Source organism: Leclercia sp. EC_58 (assembly GCF_019584355.1).
Lineage (GTDB): Bacteria > Pseudomonadota > Gammaproteobacteria > Enterobacterales > Enterobacteriaceae > Enterobacter.
This window is the reverse complement of sequence record NZ_VDAM01000001.1, coordinates 1939801-1960735: the sequence shown is the minus strand read 5'-3', so window position 1 is coordinate 1960735 and position 20935 is coordinate 1939801. Positions and strand designations below refer to the sequence as shown.

21 protein-coding genes are annotated in these 20935 nt (G+C 55.0%); 9 read left to right on the top strand and 12 right to left on the bottom strand.

Annotation, left to right across the window (positions count from 1 at the left end):
• Positions 1–253 precede the first annotated feature (253 nt).
• Complete coding sequence (gene gmhB, locus FHC51_RS09495; RefSeq protein WP_114387898.1) at positions 254–820, bottom strand: D-glycero-beta-D-manno-heptose 1,7-bisphosphate 7-phosphatase; 567 nt, start codon at positions 818–820, stop codon at positions 254–256.
• Between the two features lie 187 nt (positions 821–1007).
• On the opposite strand from gmhB, the gene metN reads away from it, so the two are divergent.
• From metN to FHC51_RS09460, 7 genes are all read left to right on the top strand, one after another.
• Positions 1008–2039, top strand: coding sequence for a methionine ABC transporter ATP-binding protein MetN (gene metN, locus FHC51_RS09490; protein ID WP_103178359.1), 1032 nt, complete (start codon positions 1008–1010; stop codon positions 2037–2039).
• Entirely contained in the window at positions 2032–2685 is a 654-nt protein-coding gene (locus FHC51_RS09485) for a methionine ABC transporter permease MetI (protein WP_039030285.1), read from the top strand. The genes metN and FHC51_RS09485 overlap by 8 nt, the downstream gene beginning before the upstream one ends.
• 39 nt (positions 2686–2724) lie before the next feature.
• The gene (gene metQ, locus FHC51_RS09480) at positions 2725–3540 is read left to right on the top strand and encodes a methionine ABC transporter substrate-binding lipoprotein MetQ (RefSeq protein ID WP_039030286.1); all 816 of its coding nucleotides are present in this window, start codon (positions 2725–2727) and stop codon (positions 3538–3540) included.
• A 107-nt stretch (positions 3541–3647) separates the two neighbouring features.
• Complete coding sequence (gene rcsF, locus FHC51_RS09475; RefSeq protein WP_103178358.1) at positions 3648–4052, top strand: Rcs stress response system protein RcsF; 405 nt, start codon at positions 3648–3650, stop codon at positions 4050–4052.
• Positions 4049–4756 carry a tRNA (N6-threonylcarbamoyladenosine(37)-N6)-methyltransferase TrmO gene (gene tsaA / locus FHC51_RS09470; protein ID WP_103178357.1) on the top strand — a complete coding sequence of 236 codons (708 nt, stop codon included), beginning with the start codon at positions 4049–4051 and terminating at the stop codon, positions 4754–4756. The genes rcsF and tsaA overlap by 4 nt, the downstream gene beginning before the upstream one ends.
• A 111-nt stretch (positions 4757–4867) precedes the next feature.
• Positions 4868–6586 (top strand): proline--tRNA ligase, encoded by a 1719-nt coding sequence (proS, locus tag FHC51_RS09465; protein ID WP_156653940.1) that lies wholly within the window; start codon positions 4868–4870, stop codon positions 6584–6586.
• A 56-nt stretch (positions 6587–6642) separates the two neighbouring features.
• Positions 6643–7467, top strand: a complete 825-nt coding sequence (locus FHC51_RS09460; RefSeq protein ID WP_103178355.1) for a YaeF family permuted papain-like enzyme — start codon at positions 6643–6645, stop codon at positions 7465–7467.
• A 34-nt stretch (positions 7468–7501) separates the two neighbouring features.
• Here the strand turns inward: FHC51_RS09460 and nlpE are convergent, their stop codons facing one another.
• Genes nlpE through FHC51_RS09445 form a run of 3 tightly spaced genes read right to left on the bottom strand, consistent with a single transcriptional unit; the run spans position 7502 to position 9199 of the window.
• Positions 7502–8200, bottom strand: a complete 699-nt coding sequence (nlpE, locus tag FHC51_RS09455) for an envelope stress response activation lipoprotein NlpE (protein WP_220435387.1) — start codon at positions 8198–8200, stop codon at positions 7502–7504.
• A gap of 34 nt (positions 8201–8234) precedes the next feature.
• The gene (gene arfB, locus FHC51_RS09450; RefSeq protein ID WP_103178353.1) at positions 8235–8657 is read right to left on the bottom strand and encodes an alternative ribosome rescue aminoacyl-tRNA hydrolase ArfB; all 423 of its coding nucleotides are present in this window, start codon (positions 8655–8657) and stop codon (positions 8235–8237) included.
• Complete coding sequence (locus tag FHC51_RS09445; RefSeq protein WP_103178352.1) at positions 8654–9199, bottom strand: YaeQ family protein; 546 nt, start codon at positions 9197–9199, stop codon at positions 8654–8656. Before FHC51_RS09445 ends, arfB begins: the two co-directional genes overlap by 4 nt.
• Positions 9200–9397: 198 nt before the next feature.
• Between FHC51_RS09445 and FHC51_RS09440 the strand changes: the two genes are divergently transcribed.
• Together FHC51_RS09440 and rof are read left to right on the top strand one after the other, a co-directional pair.
• Positions 9398–9598 carry a YaeP family protein gene (locus FHC51_RS09440; RefSeq protein ID WP_103178351.1) on the top strand — a complete coding sequence of 67 codons (201 nt, stop codon included), beginning with the start codon at positions 9398–9400 and terminating at the stop codon, positions 9596–9598.
• Positions 9585–9845, top strand: a complete 261-nt coding sequence (rof, locus tag FHC51_RS09435; RefSeq protein WP_039030294.1) for a Rho-binding antiterminator — start codon at positions 9585–9587, stop codon at positions 9843–9845. Before FHC51_RS09440 ends, rof begins: the two co-directional genes overlap by 14 nt.
• A gap of 28 nt (positions 9846–9873) precedes the next feature.
• Here rof and tilS read toward each other — a convergent pair whose 3' ends face one another.
• The 8 genes from tilS to lpxA form a co-directional block, all read right to left on the bottom strand.
• The gene (tilS, locus tag FHC51_RS09430) at positions 9874–11166 is read right to left on the bottom strand and encodes a tRNA lysidine(34) synthetase TilS (RefSeq protein ID WP_220435386.1); all 1293 of its coding nucleotides are present in this window, start codon (positions 11164–11166) and stop codon (positions 9874–9876) included.
• Between the two features lie 62 nt (positions 11167–11228).
• Entirely contained in the window at positions 11229–11618 is a 390-nt protein-coding gene (locus FHC51_RS09425; RefSeq protein ID WP_103178348.1) for a VOC family protein, read from the bottom strand.
• A 59-nt stretch (positions 11619–11677) separates the two neighbouring features.
• Positions 11678–13816 (bottom strand): lysine decarboxylase LdcC, encoded by a 2139-nt coding sequence (locus FHC51_RS09420; protein WP_114387905.1) that lies wholly within the window; start codon positions 13814–13816, stop codon positions 11678–11680.
• A 100-nt stretch (positions 13817–13916) separates the two neighbouring features.
• Entirely contained in the window at positions 13917–14876 is a 960-nt protein-coding gene (gene accA, locus FHC51_RS09415) for an acetyl-CoA carboxylase carboxyl transferase subunit alpha (RefSeq protein WP_103178346.1), read from the bottom strand.
• Positions 14877–14888: 12 nt separating this feature from the next.
• On the bottom strand, positions 14889–18371 hold the full coding sequence (gene dnaE, locus FHC51_RS09410) for a DNA polymerase III subunit alpha (protein WP_220435385.1): 3483 nt from the start codon (positions 18369–18371) through the stop codon (positions 14889–14891).
• Positions 18372–18405: 34 nt separating this feature from the next.
• Entirely contained in the window at positions 18406–19002 is a 597-nt protein-coding gene (gene rnhB, locus FHC51_RS09405; protein ID WP_114387906.1) for a ribonuclease HII, read from the bottom strand.
• Complete coding sequence (lpxB, locus tag FHC51_RS09400) at positions 18999–20147, bottom strand: lipid-A-disaccharide synthase (RefSeq protein ID WP_103823303.1); 1149 nt, start codon at positions 20145–20147, stop codon at positions 18999–19001. The genes rnhB and lpxB overlap by 4 nt, the downstream gene beginning before the upstream one ends.
• Positions 20147–20935 (bottom strand): acyl-ACP--UDP-N-acetylglucosamine O-acyltransferase, encoded by a 789-nt coding sequence (gene lpxA / locus FHC51_RS09395; RefSeq protein ID WP_220435384.1) that lies wholly within the window; start codon positions 20933–20935, stop codon positions 20147–20149. The genes lpxB and lpxA overlap by 1 nt, the downstream gene beginning before the upstream one ends.

Below are 20935 nucleotides of genomic sequence, written 5' to 3'. Positions count from 1 at the left end.
ACAGATTGTCTGATAAATTGTTAAAGAGCAGTGCAACGCGGCTTTCGCTCACCGTTGCGAGGTGGCGTATATTACGCTTTCCTCTTTCAGAGTCAAGCGATTATTTTCGCTTTTCGCCTCAACCGGCCCGGCTGTCTGTGTGAAGTGATTCACATCCGCCGTGTCGATGGAGGCGCATTATAGGGAGTTCTCCGGCGCTGACAAGCGGAAAACGACAATTTTATTTCAACCGCTCACCTTTTCGCCACAATGCCTATTTTTGCTGCTTTTTGATGGTTTCCGGCAGCGCTGCCAGGCTGTTAATCACGCAATCCGCTGCATTTTCCGCTTCAGGCGTAACAGGCTTGCCAGTACGCACCAGAATTTTATGCCCTACGCCTGCCGCGGCAGCTGCCTGCATATCTTCCAGTTTATCGCCCACCATATATGAAGCGCTCATATCTATATGAAGGAACTCTTGTGCGGAAGTGAGCATACCCGGGTGTGGTTTTCGGCAATCACAGGTCTGGCGATACTCGTCTACGGTTCCCTGTGGGTGATGTGGACAATAATAGATACCGTCCAGATCAACGCCGCGATCCGCCAGTGACCAGTCCATCCATTCCGTTAAGGTCTCAAATTGTGCTTCGGTGAATTTACCGCGCGCGATGCCTGACTGGTTGGTGACGACCACCAGCGCAAATCCCATCTCTTTTAATTCACGCATGGCTTCAATAACGCCATCAATGAATTCAAATTCGTCTATCTCATGCACATAACCATGATCGACATTAATTGTGCCGTCACGATCGAGAAAAATTGCGGGTACTGATTTTGCCACCGGTTTGCTCCTGAATAGGGATGTCTGCGTAGTATCTCATGTTTCACTGCGCAAGAAAGTGCTCATCGTGCAGAGTTGGATTGATTTAGACGTCTGGATGCCTTAACATCCGTTTTGTTGACGGTCATCGCCCGTATCAGGCAGCAGAAAATGCCACGGCTAACTTACATACGATAAAAATAATCTAATGATTAAACTTTCGAATATCACCAAAGTGTTCCAGCAAGGGAACCGTACCATTCAGGCGTTGAACAACGTTAGCCTGCATGTTCCGGCTGGACAGATTTATGGCGTCATTGGCGCCTCAGGTGCAGGTAAAAGTACGCTCATTCGTTGCGTTAACTTGCTTGAACGCCCGACCGAAGGTCACGTTCAGGTTGATGGTACGGAACTGACCACGCTTTCAGAAGCAGAACTGACTAAAGCCCGCCGCCAGATTGGCATGATCTTCCAGCACTTTAACCTGCTCTCTTCGCGCACCGTGTTTGGCAACGTTGCCTTGCCGCTGGAGCTGGATAACACACCCAAAGACGAAATTAAACGTCGCGTTACCGAACTGCTGGATCTGGTCGGTCTGAGCGAGAAGCACGACACCTTCCCGGCCAACTTGTCCGGCGGACAAAAGCAGCGCGTGGCGATTGCGCGTGCGCTGGCCAGCAACCCAAAAGTATTGCTCTGTGACGAAGCCACCAGCGCCCTGGATCCGGCAACAACCCGCTCGATTCTGGAGCTGTTAAAGGACATTAACCGTCGACTGGGGCTGACCATTCTCCTTATTACGCACGAGATGGATGTGGTTAAGCGCATCTGCGACTGTGTAGCGGTAATAAGCCAGGGTGAACTGATTGAACAAGACACCGTCAGCGAAGTGTTCTCGCATCCGAAAACCCCACTGGCGCAGCAGTTTATTCAGGCCACGCTGCATCTGGATATTCCGGAAGACTATCTGGCACGTTTAAAGGCGCAACCAGAAGCAAACAGCGTTCCGATGCTGCGGATGGAGTTTACCGGCAAGTCAGTGGATGCCCCGCTGCTGTCTGAAACCGCCCGCCGCTTCAATGTGAATAACAACATTATTAGCGCGCAGATGGATTACGCCGGTGGCGTGAAGTTCGGCATCATGCTGACTGAAATGCACGGTACGCAAGAAGATACGCAGGCGGCGATCGCCTGGCTGCAAGAGCATCATGTAAAAGTTGAGGTACTGGGTTATGTCTGAGGCAATGATGTGGTTGCTGGCACGTGGCGTTTGGGAAACGCTGGCGATGACCTTCGTATCCGGCTTCTTCGGTTTTGTCATTGGCCTGCCGGTGGGCGTGCTGCTGTACGTCACCCGTCCGGGTCAGATTATTGAGAACGCAAAACTTTACCGCACGCTCTCCGCGCTGGTGAACATCTTCCGTTCCATTCCCTTCATCATTCTGTTGGTATGGATGATCCCCTTCACCCGCGTTATTGTGGGCACATCCATCGGCCTGCAGGCTGCCATCGTCCCTCTGACCGTGGGTGCTGCGCCGTTTATCGCCCGCATGGTTGAGAACGCGCTGCTAGAGATCCCGTCGGGGCTGATTGAAGCGTCCCGCGCCATGGGTGCGACGCCGATGCAGATTGTACGCAAAGTCTTACTGCCAGAAGCCCTGCCAGGTCTGGTCAACGCGGCCACCATCACGCTGATTACTCTGGTGGGTTACTCAGCGATGGGTGGTGCGGTAGGCGCCGGTGGTCTGGGACAGATCGGCTATCAGTATGGTTACATTGGCTACAATGCTACCGTTATGAATACCGTGCTGGTTCTGCTGGTTGTACTGGTTTATCTCATTCAATTCTCTGGCGATCGCATCGTCCGGGCTGTTACGCACAAATAACGTTACACAACACAAACTCGACGAGTTAAGGATAAAAACATGGCGTTTAAATTTAAGACCTTTGCTGCGGTAGGCGCGCTGATCGGCTCTCTGGCACTGGTAGGTTGTGGCCAGGACGAAAAAGATCCAAACCACATCAAAGTGGGCGTTATCGTCGGTGCGGAGCAGCAGGTGGCAGAGACGGCAGCGAAAGTGGCGAAAGAGAAGTATGGCCTGGACGTGGAGCTGGTGACTTTCAACGATTATGTTCTGCCTAACGAAGCGCTGAGCAAAGGCGATATCGATGCTAACGCCTTCCAGCACAAACCGTACCTGGACCAGCAGATCAAAGATCGTGGCTACAAGCTGGTTGCGGTAGGCAATACTTTCGTTTACCCAATCGCGGGCTACTCCAAAAAAATCAAATCATTAGAAGAACTGCAGGACGGTTCTCAGGTAGCAGTACCTAACGATCCAACCAACCTTGGTCGTTCCCTGCTGCTGCTGCAGAAAGTAGGTCTGATTAAACTGAAAGATGGTGTTGGCCTGCTGCCGACCGTTCTGGATGTGACCGAGAACCCAAAAAACCTGAAAATTGTTGAGCTGGAAGCGCCACAGCTGCCACGTTCTCTGGATGATGCGCAGATCGCCCTGGCGGTTATCAACACCACTTACGCCAGCCAGATTAACCTGACGCCAGCGAAAGACGGTATCTTCGTGGAAGACAAAGACTCTCCGTACGTTAACCTGATCGTTACCCGCGAAGATAACAAAGATGCGGAAAACGTGAAGAAGTTCGTCCAGGCTTACCAGTCTGATGAAGTTTACCAGGAAGCAAACAAAGTCTTTAACGGTGGTGCAGTTAAAGGCTGGTAATCTTACCTTTGTGTAATATCATTCAGGACGGGCGTAAGCCCGTCTTGTCATTTATGCAGGCAACTGATTCAATATCTGACGATTTGATTATTCATTGAGGAAATAATATGCGTGCTTTACCGATCTGTCTTTTAGCACTGATGCTGAGCGGTTGTTCTATGCTAAGCAGATCTCCTGTTGAACCTGTTAAAAGCACAGCAACCCCGCCGAAAGTGGAGCCTGAAAAGCCAAAAGCACCACGTCCTGCGCCGGTCAGAATCTATACCAAGGCTGAAGATTTAGTGGGTAAACCGTTCCGCGATCTGGGTGAAGTCTCCGGCGAATCTTGCCAGGCTACCAACCAGGATTCTCCTCCAAATATTCCTACTGCGCGTAAACGCATGCAGATCAATGCCTCTAAAATGAAGGCCAATGCGGTTCTGCTGCACAGCTGCGAGGTCACCAGCGGCACACCTGGCTGCTATCGTCAGGCCGTTTGCGTAGGTTCAGCCCTTAACGTCTCGGCGAAATGAGTGCATTCCAGTTCGAGCAGATAGGCGTTATTCGCTCACCCTATAAAGAGAAGTTTGCCGTGCCACGCCAGCCTGGTCTGGTGAAAAGCTGTAGCGGCGAACTTCACTTGCTCGCGCCCTATAATCAGGCCGATGCCGTGCGCGGACTGGAAGCGTTCAGCCACCTGTGGGTGCTGTTTATCTTTCATCAGACCATGGCTGGCGGCTGGCGCCCTACCGTGCGCCCACCTCGTCTCGGCGGTAACGCCCGGATGGGAGTGTTTGCCACGCGCTCGACCTTTCGTCCAAACCCTGTCGGTATGTCGCTCATCGAACTGAAAGGCATTCGCTGCCAGAAGGATCAGGTGATTCTGGAGCTTGGCAGCCTGGATCTGGTGGACGGTACACCCGTAGTGGATATCAAACCTTATCTGCCTTTTGCCGAAGCCTTGCCGGATGCGCGTGCCAGCTACGCCCAGCAGGCCCCCCAGGCAGATACGCCGGTCTGGTTTACCGATGCGCTCACCCCCCAGTTGATCCAGCTGGAGAAGCGCTATCCTCGCCTGCGGGAATTTATCATCGACGTGCTGGCCCAGGATCCCCGTCCAGCCTATCGCAAAGAGGAAGAGGCAGGGAAAACCTACGCCGTCCTGCTGCTGGATTTTAACGTTCGCTGGCGCGTTACCGCGGCCGGCTTTGAAGTGTTTGCCCTCGAGCCTCAGTAATTTTATCCTCTTCTCTTTTGGCATCTTTGCCACACTGGTAAACTAAACCACTTTTTTTGTGTCAGGCTGCCGGTCAGCCTGTTCCACTCTTCGAAATGGAACCGTAACAACATGCGTACTAGCCAATATCTGCTCTCCACTCTGAAGGAGACACCTGCCGACGCCGAGGTGATCAGCCACCAGCTGATGCTGCGCGCCGGGATGATCCGCAAGCTGGCCTCCGGGTTATACACCTGGTTGCCGACCGGCGTGCGCGTCCTGAAAAAAGTCGAAAACATCGTGCGTGAAGAGATGAATAACGCCGGTGCTATCGAGGTGTTAATGCCGGTAGTTCAGCCCTCTGAACTGTGGCAGGAGAGTGGTCGCTGGGAGCAGTATGGTCCGGAACTGCTGCGTATTGCCGATCGTGGCGATCGTCCATTCGTTCTCGGTCCAACGCATGAAGAGGTCATTACCGATCTGATCCGCAACGAGCTGAGCTCATACAAGCAGCTGCCGCTGAACTTCTTCCAGATCCAGACCAAATTCCGTGATGAAGTGCGTCCACGTTTTGGCGTCATGCGCTCTCGCGAATTCCTGATGAAAGATGCTTACTCTTTCCACACTTCTCAGGAATCGCTGCAGGAGACCTATGACAAGATGTACGAAGCGTACAGCAAAATCTTCTCCCGCATGGGGCTGGATTTCCGCGCCGTTCAGGCTGATACCGGTTCTATCGGCGGTAGCGCATCCCATGAGTTCCAGGTGCTGGCACAGAGCGGTGAAGACGATGTGATCTTCTCTGACTCCTCTGATTACGCCGCGAACATTGAGTTTGCAGAAGCTCTGGCGCCAAAAGCGCCACGTGCTGCGGCAACCGAAGAGATGAAGCTGGTTGATACACCAAACGCGAAAACCATCGCCGAGCTGGTTGAGCAGTTCAATCTGCCGATCGAAAAAACGGTCAAAACCCTGCTGGTGAAATCCACCGAAGGCAGCGCCTACCCGCTGGTTGCTCTGCTGGTCCGTGGCGATCACGAGTTGAACGAAGTGAAAGCCGAGAAGCTGCCACAGGTTGCAAGCCCGTTAACCTTCGCAACGGAAGCGGAAATCCGCGCTGTCGTCAACGCCGGCCCGGGTTCCCTGGGTCCGGTGAATATGCCTGTTCCTGTTGTGGTTGACCGCACGGTTGCCGCGATGAGCGACTTCTCTGCTGGCGCGAATATCGACGGCAAACACTATTTCGGCATTAACTGGGATCGCGACGTCGCGACGCCAGAAGTGGCGGATATTCGTAACGTGGTGGCAGGCGATCCAAGCCCGGACGGCAACGGCACCCTGATGATCAAACGCGGTATCGAAGTCGGGCATATCTTCCAGCTGGGTGATAAATACTCCCGCGCGCTGAACGCCGCCGTTCAGGGTGAAGATGGCCGTAACCAGATCCTGACCATGGGCTGCTACGGTATTGGGGTGACCCGTGTGGTTGCTGCCGCTATTGAGCAGAACTACGACGAGCGTGGCATCGTCTGGCCGGACAACATCGCTCCGTTCCAGGTGGCGATCCTGCCGATGAACATGCATAAGTCCTACCGTGTGCAGGAGCTGGCGGAAAAACTCTACAGCGAGCTGCGTGCGCAGGGTATCGAAGTGCTGATGGACGATCGTAAAGAGCGCCCAGGCGTGATGTTTGCGGATATGGAACTGATCGGCATTCCGCACACCATCGTGATCGGCGATCGTAACCTTGATAATGACGAGATCGAGTATAAGTATCGTCGTAACGGTGAGAAGCAGATGATCAAAACCGGTGACGTGCTTGAATATTTAATCAAAAACATCAAAGGTTGATGTCGTAAGAGGCCCTGATTTTCAGGGCCTCTTTTTTTACAAGGATTGTAAAAGATATGAAAATGCACAGGGCGTTGCATCGCCTGCTCGTTCCCTCTCTCTTTTTATTTTCCGGCTGTACGCTTGATGTCAGCAGACAGGAAAGCGCAGCAAATGCAGTAGAGGCTCAGTCGAAAAAATGGGCAATCAAACTGCAGCGCCAGAGTTCACTTTCAGAAAAAAAGCTGCTCGAAATCACCGAAAAAGAGCTTAAAGCTGGCGATCTTCTCTTCTCATCCAGCATCGGGATAACGTCCCTTGGTATTCGCCTGCTTAGTACCTCGTCCGTCAGTCACGTCGCCGTTTATCTCGGCAATCATGATGTGGCAGAAGCGACAGGCAACGGGGTGCAAATTATAAGCCTGGAAGATGCCATGCAGCACAGCGACAAATTATTCGCTTTAAGGGTACCTAACCTGACACCCGAGCAAGCAGCAACCATCAGAGTATTTGCCGAACAGGCGCAACATAGCCGCTATAACTATCGGGGAATTATTGAGTTTGTTCCCTTCATGGTGACAAAACAGTTATGTTCGCTGAATCCCTTCTCAGAAACTTTTCGCCAGCAGTGCGTTAGCGGCTTTGCCACTGCACAATTAAGCAGAACAAGCGAAGATGAAAAAAAGGCGTGGTTTTGTTCGGAATTTGTTAGCGATGCCTTCCTGAAGGCGGGTCACCCGCTGACGATGGCGGAATCGGGCTGGATAAGCCCTGCCGATTTGATGCATATGCGTGAAGGTGATATCTCCACCTATAAACCTGAAACAGAGCTACGGTACATTGGCCATCTCAAACCCGGAATTTACATCAAAACGCGTCGCTTTGTAGGACTCAGGCCCTGATAATTGGGCCGGCAACCCCCTCCGGCCCAGCTCCTCAACGAGACTGACAATCTTTGCCAGCCTGGAAGGCTGCATCTTTATCGACTATCAGCGTTTTAACGCTTTGACCACTGTCCGGATTGGCCTCAAGAGTAAAATGCCCGTTCACGGTGAGCAGCAACGGTTTCGTATCATTTCCGCGCGCCGCCGCGTAATCCCGCTCCAGCTGCGCATTATTCGCCACGCTCACCTTTTTGCCGGTGGCACAGTCGGTGAAGGTCGCCGCATCGGCCATATAGAAATACATGCCGCGCATCGCCATTGGCGTTGATGGCAGGGCAGCGTTAACGGGCGCCAGCGTGTAATTAAACTGCGACTCAATCGGATTTCCTTCCCGATCGAGCATCTCCAGCCCTTCGCCTTTCGCCCGGAAATAGTGCTTTTCGCCCTGCGTGTCCGTCAGCACCAGCTTATCCGCTGTTCGCGCCCAGCTGCCGTAGCTGGCGAAAGAGGAAGGCGCTTTTGCCCCCTGATAATGTTGATTCATTACCCAGGTGCCATCTTTTTCCAGAAACAGTGAGGTTTCGATACCTTCGCAATCGGCGCAGGGTAAAATCCCCCGCCAGCTCTGCTGCATCGGTTTTAGCGCCTCTTCATGGGCTGGCTCCAGCGCCTGCACCTCTGCCCGGTTATGACATCCCATCAGGATGACCAGCGCACCTGCAGCCACCACTGAAAATATTGCTGTTTTCACATCAGATTCCTTTTCTCAACCCGCCTGCTCCCCGTTAATCCTGGGGGCCTCGAACTTTGCCACGCAGTGCTTTGACGGTCGATTTTTGTGATTTAGAAGCCAGACGGCGCTCTTTCGATGCGCGTGTCGGGCGGGTTGCCCGCCGGCTTTTTTGCACTGCCGTTAACTCTTGTATTACCGCCACCAGCCGGGCAAGCGCGGCTTCCCGGTTCATCTCCTGGCTGCGGTACTCCTGCGCCTTGATAATAATGATGCCGTCAGAGGTGATCAGATGATGGCTGGCGGCGAGCAGGCGCTCTTTATAATACTCTGGCAGGCTGGATGCCCGAATGTCAAAGCGCAGATGAATAGCCGTTGAGGTTTTGTTCACATGCTGGCCCCCTGCTCCCTGGGCGCGGATCGCGGTGATCTCCACTTCATGATCGGGCAGGGCGACGGTTCGGGACACTACGATCATGAACGGGACTGCCAGGCTTCCGGATGAATTTCCAGATTATTCTCAGCATCCGACAGCCAGATGGCGCCATCCTGAATGGTTGCCTGCAGAATCATGGTTCGACCGGCAAATGCGCTCAGCTTAGCCAGTTGATCATCATCCAGATACCAGACAGACAGGTTGGCAAACTGGGCGCACTTATTCTTGTTCTGCTGCCACCAGATCTCCGCTGCGCGGCTGTTGTAGGTAAAGAGCGCCACTTCAGCAGATTGCGTGCAGGCTTTCTTGATGCGACGCTCATCTGGCAGGCCCAGCTCAATCCAGAGATCGATACCCAGATGATCGTTGAGCAGCCAGGCTTCCGGCTCGTCTTCCGCACTTAACCCGCGGGTAAATTGCAGGCGTTCATTGGCGTACTTAATCCATGCCAGCAGGCGCAGCATCATGCGCTCTTGCGTTTCGGAGGGATGACGCGCCAGCGTCAAGGTCGCATCCAGAAACTGATTGCGGTCTAAATCCGCCACATTGACCGCGGCTTTGTAAATTGTCGCTTTAAGCGCCATGAGAGAACTCCTTTCGAATCAGGTGCGCATTGTAGCGAAATCTCCGCCAAAAGGCTGTTACAGGCTTGAGAATGTCTGCGACATCAACCTGCTGATATTGCTTAAATGAGTATGGTATAGTCACCTTGCTAAACCGAGTTTATCTTCGTAGGCTTAATGGTATCTCACAGTAAAGTCAGTGCGCTGGCAGGAGGGGATGTGGATAATTATTGTGAGCTAATTCGCAAACGGTATGCGGAGATTGCCAGCGGCGATCTGGGGTATATCCCCGATGCGTTGGGCTGTGTATTGAAAGTTCTGAATGAAATGGCGTCGGATGACACGCTTTCAGAATCGGTCAGAGAAAAAGCAGCATATGCTGCTGCGAATTTACTGGTGAGCGATTATGTCAATGAATGATACCTATCAACCTATTAACTGCGATGACTACGACAATCTCGAACTCGCCTGCCAGCATCACCTGCTTCTTACGCTGGCGTTAAAAGATGGCGAAGTGCTGAAGGCCAAGGCGAACGATCTGGTTTCCCGTAAGAACGTGGAGTATCTGGTTGTGGAAGACGGCGGCGCAACGCGCGAACTGCGTCTCGATAAAATAGCCAGCTTCAGTCATCCCGAAATCGGCACCGTTGTGGTGAGCGAGTCCTGATCCCGTGTAACGGGCAGTCCGCTGCCCGTTACGTTTTCCACTCCAGCTCTACGCCCCGCTCCGCTTCAGCCGCCCCTTCATGCGTTACAAACACCCCCGCCGCCGCCACCAACGTATCTCCGTAGAATAGAAGCGGCGTGCTGTCCCGACGCCAGGGGGCAACGTTGAGTTCCTGCCAGATTTTTTTGATCTTACGTCCGCCGTTTCGCCCGACAATGTGCAGCGTACCGCTGGCGCGAAAGCGCACCGTTACGGGCTCATCTGCCCGCGGCAGCCGAAGAGCGCCCCCCGCCTTGAGATGAAGCGTACCCAGCCCTTCGGGCAGAGAGAGGGGCCGATCCAGCAACGGCCAGTCGATAACCCGATCGGCCAGCGAGGCGTGGACTTTCACCCACCACAGCTGACCGCGAAAGCGACGAATTTCACCTTCGCCGGAACGCAGCCGCGGTGCCGCGTCTTCCCGGGCCAGCACCACCTCATCCCAGATGCGATTAAGCATGTCGCGTGACGGCATTAACGCCCCGTGCAGCGCCAGCCATCGGCGCAGCAACGCGGCCCGGCGTACCGCACTCATCGTCTGCAGCGGCGCGATAGCCAGCGCCCCGTCCGTAGACACTAAGGTTGAAAGCTCATCTGCCAACAGTTCATCCAGCAGGTGCTCCTGCTCCGCGCACAGCGTGGCGCTGCGTGAGGTGGCCTGAGCAAAATGCGGCCAGCGCTCTGCCAGCAGCGGCAGGACGCGCAGACGCAAAAAATTGCGGTCATAGCTGTCGTCCTGGTTACTTTCATCCTCAATCCAGCGCAGATCCCAACGCTGGGCCCAGGCCAGTAGCGAGTCTCGCGTTTCACCAAGAAGGGGACGAATTTGTTCAGTACCGGCAAAACGCGCCCGTGCGGGCATGGCCGACAGCCCTGCCGCGCCGCTGCCGCGCTTGAGCGCCAGCAGAAAGGTTTCACACTGATCGTCCAGATGTTGCGCCGTGACCAGCGCTTCATCCGGCAACAGGGCCTCACGAAAGGCGGCATAACGCGCTTTACGCGCCTGCGCCTCCAGCCCCAGCCCCTCCTCCGCCAGCGTTACCCGCGCCACGATCAACGGGATATTCCACTGCTGGCACAGGTGCTGGCAATGGGCGACCCAGCTGTCGGCATGGGGGCTCAGGCCGTGGTGAATATGGATAGCACGCAGTTCGAGGTCAGGCTCCTGTTCCCGCCACAGCATAAGCTGATGCAGCAATACCGTGGAATCCAGGCCACCGCTAAAGCCCACCAGCAGTCGGCGGTACGGGTGAAGAGCTTGCTGAAGGTCGGCTGTGGTCATCGTCGTCATTTATCCAGAAAGGTGCCCGGCACGTTACCGGGCATTCCCTGGCGAGGCAAGCGTTACTGCTGGTAGAGCTCCAGCGGCAGGCCATCAGGATCGTTGAAAAAGGTGAAGCGCTTTCCGGTGAAGGGATCGATACGGATGGCTTCGCACTTAACACCGTGGGATTCAAGATGCTCTACCGCCTGGTCAATATCATCCACACTGAACGCCAGATGACGTAAACCGCAGGCTTCGGGCCGGGACGGACGCGCCGGCGGGAAAGGGAACGAAAAGAGCTCAATGACATACTGACCATTCAGCGCCAGGTCGCCTTTCCAAGAATCACGCTCTTCGCGATAAAACTCACTTTGCAGGGTAAAACCCAGCGTATCGCAGTAAAACGCTTTACTGGCGGCATAGTCGGTGGCAATGATTGCAATGTGATGAACCTGCTTTAAACCCAGCATAGCCTCTCCTTATTGGTGTGCCTGAACGTTATATCCGAACCCCCTTGCCGTGCAAGGGGTCATGACGCTTTTAAGACCCGTACCCGGTAGATGCCGTTTTCATCCCGTTTGGCACCGTGGATGTCGGTTTCAAAACCGGGATAGTGGCGGCCAATCGAGCAGAGCATTAACAGGAAATCGAGAACCGCCCTGCTCTTCTCGGTGATCATCTCGCCGGGCATAAGCAGCGGCACACCGGGTGGATAAGGGAGGATCATATTGGCTGACACCCGGCCAACCAGATCCTCCAGATCGACCGTCTCTACCTCTCCCTTCACCTGACGCTGCCAGGCGTGATGCGGGGTGAGCTTCATTTCTGGCAGGACATCAAACGCCTGCAGCATCAGTCGCGGCAAGTCGTGCTGACGAATGAGCTTGTGAATGCCTTTAGCCAGATCCTGAATACGCATGTTGCGGTAGAAATCGGGATCTTCGGCATAGAGATCCGGCAGCATGTTCTTGACCCGCAAATTCAGATCGTAGGCGCGCTTAAACTCCATCAATCCGCGCAGCAAACCCATCGCCCGGGTTTTGTCGATACCGATACTGAACAGGAAAAGCAGATTGTACGGCCCGGTTTTTTCGACCACCACGCCGCGCTCATCAAGGAATTTCGCCACCAGCGCCGCGGGGATCCCCTCTTCACTCATCACTCCCTGCTCGTCCATACCCGGCGTGAGAATGGTGACTTTGACCGGATCGAGGAACATATGATCCTCATCGGCATCGCGGAAACCATGCCAGCTCTCGCCCGGCGCCACCGGCCAGCATTCAGCTTCGTCAATGTCGTCCGGCTGCCAGATATCGAAGAACCAGCCGTCGGCTTCATCTTTAAGGCGCTGAACCTCTTTGCGAAAATGCAGGGCGCGCTCAACGGAGCGGTTGATCAGGCGCTTACCGGGATTACCGCGCAGCATCGCCGCCGCAGTTTCAATCGAGGCCACCAGCGGATAGCTGGGCGAGGTGGTGGTGTGCATCATAAAGGCTTCGTTGAAGGTATCTTCATCGTACTCGCCCTTAATGTGGATCAGCGAGGCCTGAGAAAACGCAGCCAGCATTTTATGCGTGGACTGGGTTTCGAAGAACACTTTACCCGGCAGACGTTCACCGCTCATCCCGCTCTTTCCGGCATAGATCGGATGGAAATTGGTATACGGGACCCAGGCAGAATCAAAATGGATGGAAGGCACATCGAGGGTCTGTTTCACCCAATTGGTGTTGTACAGCAGGCCGTCGTAGGTGGAGTTGGTGATCACCGCGTGAACCGGCCAGCTTGCGCCCGGCACGGCTGCCACTTTGCGCTCTATTGCCGCATGAGAAAATTCCCGGCGCGGGATCCCGCCCAGAATGCCCAGCGCGTTGCGGGTCGGTGACAGCCAGAGCGGCACCACGTCACTCATCATCAGCAGGTGCGCCAGAGATTTATGGCAGTTGCGGTCGATCAGTAAAGTGCTGCCGCCCGGCGCGGCGTACATGCCAACGATCTTGTTCGACGTCGAGGTACCGTTGGTCACCATATAGCTCTGCTCGGCACCAAAAGTGCGAGCGATATACTCTTCGGCTTCGAGATGCGGGCCGGTATGATCCAGCAGCGATCCCAGTTCCGTCACCGAGATCGACACATCTGCCTTCAGCGTGTTCCCGCCAAAGAAGTCATAGAACAGACAGCCCACCGGGCTTTTCTGATACGCGGTTCCCGCCATATGACCGGGGGTACAGAAGGTGTACTTCCCCTCTTTTACGTAGGTGAAAAGGGCGCGGGTAAACGGCGGAGTAATGGTATCGAGGTACTCGCCGGTATATTGCTGAATGCGGGTCGCAATATCCTCGGCCACGCCCAGTGAGTACTCGAAGAACCACAGTGCCATGCGCATATCCTGGGCGCTGATATCCATCGTGGAGTGAGTATTGATAAAGGCGTAAAGCGGCAGGTATTCATTGAGTTGGTTGATGTCGCTGCACAACTCCATATCGTACTCGTCCCAGTCGAAGATGACGCCGCAGATACGGGGGTTATGTTCAATAAACTTCAGTAGATCGGCGCTGTTTTGCGGCCAGATAAGTTGAAACCCGCGCGATGCCAGCGCCTGCTCCAGCTCCTTGATGGGTTCGTCTTTATAAAAGACGCCGTGCGGCCCCATAATGGCAATGATGTTCACGGTTTACCTCCTTAAAAAACATTAGCTAAGCATAGTTGAGGTAAACCATGGACATAAAAAAAGCCGCAACAGGGTGCGGCTTTTAAGATTATTGCGTAGCTTACGCGTAGCCGTAGCTCATCAGACGCTGGTAACGACGGTTCAGCAGATCTTCTTTGCTCAGCACGTCGAGATCAGCGAGGTCAGCCAGCAGCTGCGCCTTCAGGGAGGCGGCCATCACTTCTGGCTTACGATGCGCGCCACCCAGCGGTTCCGGGATAACGGTATCGATCAGCTTCAGCTCTTTCAGGCGAGGAGCGATAATGCCCATCGCTTCCGCAGCCATCGGGGCTTTATCGGCGCTTTTCCACAGAATGGAGGCACACCCTTCCGGGGAGATAACGGAATAGGTGCTGTACTGCAGCATATTCACTTTATCGCCCACACCAATGGCCAGCGCGCCACCGGAACCACCTTCACCGATAACGGTGCAGATAACCGGCACGCTTAAACGCGACATTTCACGCAGGTTACGGGCAATCGCTTCAGACTGACCACGCTCTTCCGCGCCCACACCAGGATAGGCTCCCGGGGTGTCGATGAAGGTGATGATCGGCATGTTAAAACGCTCGGCCATCTCCATCAGACGCAGGGCTTTACGATAACCTTCTGGTGCTGGCATCCCGAAATTGCGGCGAATTTTTTCTTTGGTTTCGCGCCCTTTCTGGTGGCCAATAATCATCACCGGACGGCCGTCAAGACGCGCAATCCCGCCAACGATAGCTTTATCGTCAGCGTATGCACGATCACCAGCCAGTTCGTCGAATTCATCAAACGCCAGGCGGACATAATCCAGGGTGTACGGACGCTGAGGATGGCGAGCCAGTTGAGCAACCTGCCATGCGCCGAGATCGGCAAAGATTTTACGCGTCAGTTCTACGCTTTTTTCACGCAGACGATGCACTTCTTCGTCGATGTTAATATCCAGTTTTTCATCCTGACGGCCCACGGCAGTCAGAGAATCGATTTTCGCTTCCAGCTCTGCAATCGGCTGTTCGAAATCAAGGAAATTCAGACTCATAGTATTCCTGTATTAGTCAAACTCCAGTTCCACCTGCTCCGAACCAATGAGGCCACGTAGATCGTTCAGTAAACGATCGCTCGGAGAGACACGCCACGACGCACCAAAGCGCAACCGTGCACGCGCATCCGCCCTCTGATAGTAGAGATGTACTGGAATGGTCCCCGAGCGGTGGGGTTCCAGAGACTGACGGAGTCGGTTTAAAAGCTGGTCATCAATTTGCCTGTCCGTCAGCGAGATAGCAAGCCCGCGAGCATATTTTTCCCGGGCTTCGTCAATGTCCATCACTTCGCGGGCGGTCATTTTAAGTCCCCCGCTGAAGTCATCAAAGCTGACCTGTCCGCTGACGATAAGTATGCGGTCTTTTTCCAGCAGCTGCTGGTATTTATCCAGCGCGTCGGTGAATAACATCACCTCCAGCCGCCCGGAACGGTCATCCAGCGTACAGATGCCGATACGATTGCCGCGTTTGGTGACCATAACCCTCGCAGCAATGACGAGCCCCGCAGCCGTAGTAATCTTACCACGTTCTGTCGGATGCATGTCTTTCAGCCGGTAGCCTCCGACATAGCGCTCAATTTCTTTAATATATTGATTGATCGGATGCCCGGTCAGGTACAGCCCTAACGTCTCGCGCTCACCATCCAGCACGGTCTGTTCCGGCCACGGCTGACAGCTGGCATAGGATTGTTCAATCTGCTCCGGCTCTTCTGCCAGCACGCCGAACATATCCGCCTGCCCAATGGCCTCGGCTTTTGAGTGCTGGTCGGCGGCCTTCAGAGCGTCACCCAGCGAGTTCATTAGCGCGGCGCGATGCGGCCCGAGACGGTCGAACGCCCCGGACATAATCAGCTTTTCCAGCACCCGGCGGTTAAGCTTTTTAATATCGGTGCGCGCGCAGAGGTCAAACAGCTCGCGGAAGTAACCCCCCTGGTTACGGGCTTCGATGATCGCTTCAATCGGCCCTTCACCCACCCCTTTAATCGCGCCGATGCCGTAGACAATCTCTCCGTCGTCATTGACGTGGAAATGGTACTGACCGGAGTTGATGTCCGGCGGCAGGATCTTCAGCCCCATGCGCCAGCACTCATCCACCAGACCGACCACCTTCTCGGTGTTGTCCATATCGGCGGTCATTACCGCGGCCATAAACTCGGCCGGGTAGTGCGCCTTCAGCCACAGCGTCTGATAGGAGACCAGCGCGTAGGCCGCAGAGTGCGATTTGTTAAATCCATATCCGGCAAATTTCTCTACCAGATCGAAGATCTTCATCGCCAGTTCGCCGTCGATGCCGTTTTTCTTCGCCCCATCTTCAAATATAGAGCGCTGCTTGGCCATCTCTTCCGGCTTTTTCTTACCCATCGCACGACGCAGCATATCCGCGCCGCCGAGGGTGTAGCCGGAAAGCACCTGGGCGATCTGCATGACCTGTTCCTGATACAGGATGATGCCGTAGGTTGGCTCCAGCACCGGCTTCAGGCTTTCGTGCTGCCACTGAACATCCGGATAGGAGAGCTCCTCGCGGCCATGCTTACGGTCGATAAAGTTATCTACCATCCCGGACTGCAGCGGCCCCGGACGGAACAGCGCCACCAGCGCGATCATATCTTCGAAGCAGTCAGGCTGCAGACGTTTGATCAGATCTTTCATGCCGCGGGATTCAAGCTGGAAGACCGCTGTGGTCTCCGAGCGTTGCAGCATGTCGAAACTTTTCTTGTCATCGAGCGGGATCGCGGCGATATCAATCGGCTCCAGGCCCTGCTTGGCCCGGCGCGGGTTGATCATCTTCAACGCCCAGTCGATGATGGTAAGCGTACGCAAGCCGAGGAAGTCAAACTTCACCAGCCCAGCGTATTCCACGTCATTCTTGTCAAACTGGGTGACCGGATGCAGGCCCGATTCATCGCAGTAGAGCGGCGCAAAGTCGGTAATTTTGGTCGGGGCAATGACCACCCCACCGGCGTGTTTACCGGCGTTTCGGGTGACCCCTTCCAGCTTACGCGCCATGTCGATCAGCGCTTTAACCTCTTCATCCGCCTCGTAGATTTCCGGCAGCTGCGGCTCCGCTTCGAACGCTTTCGCCAGGGTCATGCCCGGGTCAGGCGGTACCAGCTTCGAGATGCGGTCAACAAAGCCGTACGGATGCCCCAGTACGCGGCCCACGTCGCGGATAACTGCTTTTGCCGCCATGGTACCGAAGGTAATGATCTGCGATACCGCGTCACGGCCATACATGTCTGCCACGTGTTCAATGACCTGGTCGCGTTTCTCCATGCAGAAATCGACGTCAAAGTCGGGCATGGAGACACGTTCCGGGTTGAGGAAGCGTTCGAACAGCAGGTCAAATTCCAGCGGATCGAGATCGGTAATTTTCAGCGCATAGGCCACCAGCGATCCGGCACCCGAACCACGGCCCGGCCCTACCGGTACGCCGTTGTCTTTCGACCACTGGATAAACTCCATAACGATCAGGAAGTAGCCGGGGAACCCCATCTGGTTAATAACCTGGAGCTCAACGTCCAGACGCTCGTCATACTCCGGACGCTTCTCGGCGCGAACGGCCGGATCCGGGAACAGAAACTCAAGTCGCTCTTCCAGACCTTCTTTCGATTTCATGACCAGGAAGTCTTCGGTGGTCATGTCGCCGGTCGGGAACTGCGGCAGGAAGTATTCACCCAGACGGACGGTGACGTTACAGCGCTTGGCGATTTCTACGCTATTCTCCAGCGCTTCCGGGATATCGGAAAACAGCTCGCACATCTCCTCTTCGCTGCGCATGTACTGCTGCGGCGAATAGTTACGCGGGCGTTTGGGATCGTCGAGGGTAAAACCATCGTGAATGGCAACGCGAATTTCATGGGCGTCAAAATCATCAGCGTTGATGAAGCGCACATCGTTGGTGGCAACCACCGGCAGGCCCTGCTCTTCCGCCAGGGCGACCGCGGCGTGCAGATAGCTCTCTTCATCAGGGCGACCAGTGCGGATCAGCTCCAGGTAGAAGCGATCCGGGAAATACTCTTTATAAAAATCGACGCACTGCTCCACCAGGGCGGTGTTGCCGCGCAGCAGGCATCGGCCTACGTCGCCCATACGCCCGCCGGAGATCAGCAGCAGCCCCTCATTCAGCTCCGCCAGCCATGCGCGATCGATCCACGGGCCCTGAGGGCCGTAGCCGCGCTGATAGGCCCGGGAGATCAGCAGCGTCAGATTCTGATAACCGGTGTTATTCATCGCCAGGACGGTGATCTGCGTCATTTCATCGGCGAGGAGCTCGCTCTGTACGTGAAAATCAGCACCAATTACCGGCTTCATCCCGGCACCGTGCGCCGTTCCGTAGAACTTCACCAGACCGCACAGGTTGGTGAAGTCGGTGATCGCCAGCGCAGGCATGCCAAGCGAGGCCGCCTTTTTCACCAGCGGCCCGGTCTTCGCCAGCCCATCAATCATGGAATAGTCGCTGTGCACCCGTAGGTGTACGAAACGTGGTTCAGCCATCTTCAGATTCCGCGTTACTTATTGGCGTCTTGATTCAGGACATCAGTCCCAGTGCGCGTTTCACCGGTCCAAAACTGCGGCGATGATGTTCAGTTGCGCCGTGTTCAGCCAGTCTTTCCAGATGGAAAGCGGTAGGATACCCCTTATGCTGGGCAAAACCATACTGGGGAAATGTGAGATCCAGCGCGGCCATTTCAGCATCGCGCGTGACTTTAGCAATGATCGAAGCGGCGCTAATTTCCGCCACCCGGCTGTCGCCTTTTACCACTGCCAGCGACGGCATGGGCAGCGCCGGACAACGATTACCGTCGATCAGCACATACTCTGGCACCACGCTCAGCCCGGCGACGGCACGCTGCATCGCCAGCATGGTGGCATGCAGAATATTCAGCTCGTCGATCTCATGCGGTTCCGCCCGCCCGACACTCCAGGCCAGCGCTTTCTCTTTAATTTCATCGTATAACGCCAGGCGGCGCTTCTCGGATAATTTCTTCGAGTCATTCAGACCGATAATTGGGCGAGCAGGATCGAGGATCACTGCGGCAGTCACCACTGCACCCACCAGCGGCCCACGCCCTACTTCATCCACTCCCGCCACCAGATGGGCATGAGGGTAAACAAATTCAATCATTTTGCTAGCTCCAGCACCGCGTCAGCCGCCTGCTCATCGGCATTACAGCGGATTTGCTGATGCAGTTCCCGGAAGGTGTCATGCATTTCATGGCTGGTTTTGCCGTTAGCCAGCAGCGGCAGCAGCGCAGCGGCTAATGCCTGCGGCTGACACTCATCCTGCAGTAGCTCTTTCACCAGCTCACGTCGGGCAAGCAGGTTCGGCAGGGAGACGTAATCCGTTTTCACCAGCCGTTTTGCCAGCCAGAAGGTAAACGGCTTCATACGATAACCCACCACCATCGGGCATTTCGCCAGCATGCACTCCAGCGCAGCGGTACCTGATGCCAGCAACGCGGCATCGCTGGCGACCATCGCCTCACGGCCTTTGCCATCCAACAGATGGACATGCAGATCGGGGGCGACTTCCGCCTTAATACGCTCGAACTGCTCCCGGCGTTTGGCATTCACCAAGGGCACGACCACTTCCAGGTCAGGGTAAGTCTGACGCAGAATTTGCGCAGTTTTCAGAAAATCAGCGCTGAGCATTTCGACTTCTGCGCCGCGGCTCCCCGGCAACAGCGCCAGGCAGTGGGCATCATGTGAAATACCCAGCAGGTCACGTGCGCCATTTTTATCGGGATCCAGCGGCATGGCGTCGGCCATGGTATGGCCGATAAAGCGGCACGGAACGTTGAATTTATCGTAAAACGCTTTTTCGAAAGGCAGGAAGGCCAATACCAGATTCGTCGATCTGCCTATTTTGAAAACGCGTTTCTGTCGCCACGCCCAGACGGACGGACTGACGTAATGGATAGTTTTGATCCCCTGTCTTTTCAGATTACCTTCAAGGGTAATGTTGAAGTCAGGCGCATCAATGCCCACGAACACATCGGGCTTAAGTTCGGTAAAACGACGCGTCAGATCGGCGCGAATATGCAGCAACCGGCGCAGGCGACCCAGTACCTCGACGATGCCCATCACCGCCAGCTCTTCCATTTCGTACCAGGCTTCGCAGCCTTCAGCCTGCATCAATGGGCCAGCCACGCCGACAAAGCGCGCGTTGGGAACGCGCGCTTTGAGCGCTCGAATCAGACCAGCACCAAGAATATCGCCGGAGGTTTCTCCGGCGACGAGGGCGATCGTCAGCGGGCGACTATCGACCATTAACGAATCAGACCACGGGTTGAGCGTGCGAAGAACTCCACAAACGCGTTCACCTCAGGATGCTGCTTCGCCAGTTCGGCAATTTCCGGCTTAGCCTCTTCCAGCGTTTTACCGTTACGGTACAACTGCTTGTAAGCGTTGCGGATAGCCATAATCGCTTCACGGCTAAAACCGCGACGCTTAAGGCCTTCGATGTTGACGCCAAACGGCGTCGCATGGTTACCCTGCGCAATCACATACGGCGGAACGTCCTGCGCTACGCCGGAGCAGCCGCCAACCATCACGTGCGCACCAATGATGCAGAACTGATGGACAGCGGTCATGCCGCCAATGATTGCAAAATCATCAACTGATACGTGCCCCGCCAGCGTTGCGTTGTTGGCGAGAATGCAGCGGTCACCCACGGTACAGTCATGCGCGATATGCGCGTTGACCATAAACAGGTTATCGCTGCCCACCTTCGTCAACTCACCGCCCTGTACTGTGCCACGATGAATGGTGACGCTTTCGCGAATGCGGTTACGATCGCCAATTTCCACACGGGTTGGTTCGCCAGCATATTTCAGATCCTGGTTAACTTCACCGATGGAGGCGAACTGATAGATCACGTTGTCGCAGCCAATAGTCGTATGACCATTCACAACGACGTGAGATTTCAGTACGGTACCCTCACCAATTTCGACATGGGGTCCAACAATACAGAATGGACCAATGTGGACGTTAGCACCGATAACGGCACCCTCTTCCACAATGGCGGTTGGATGAATAAAGGCGGTTTTATCAATCAC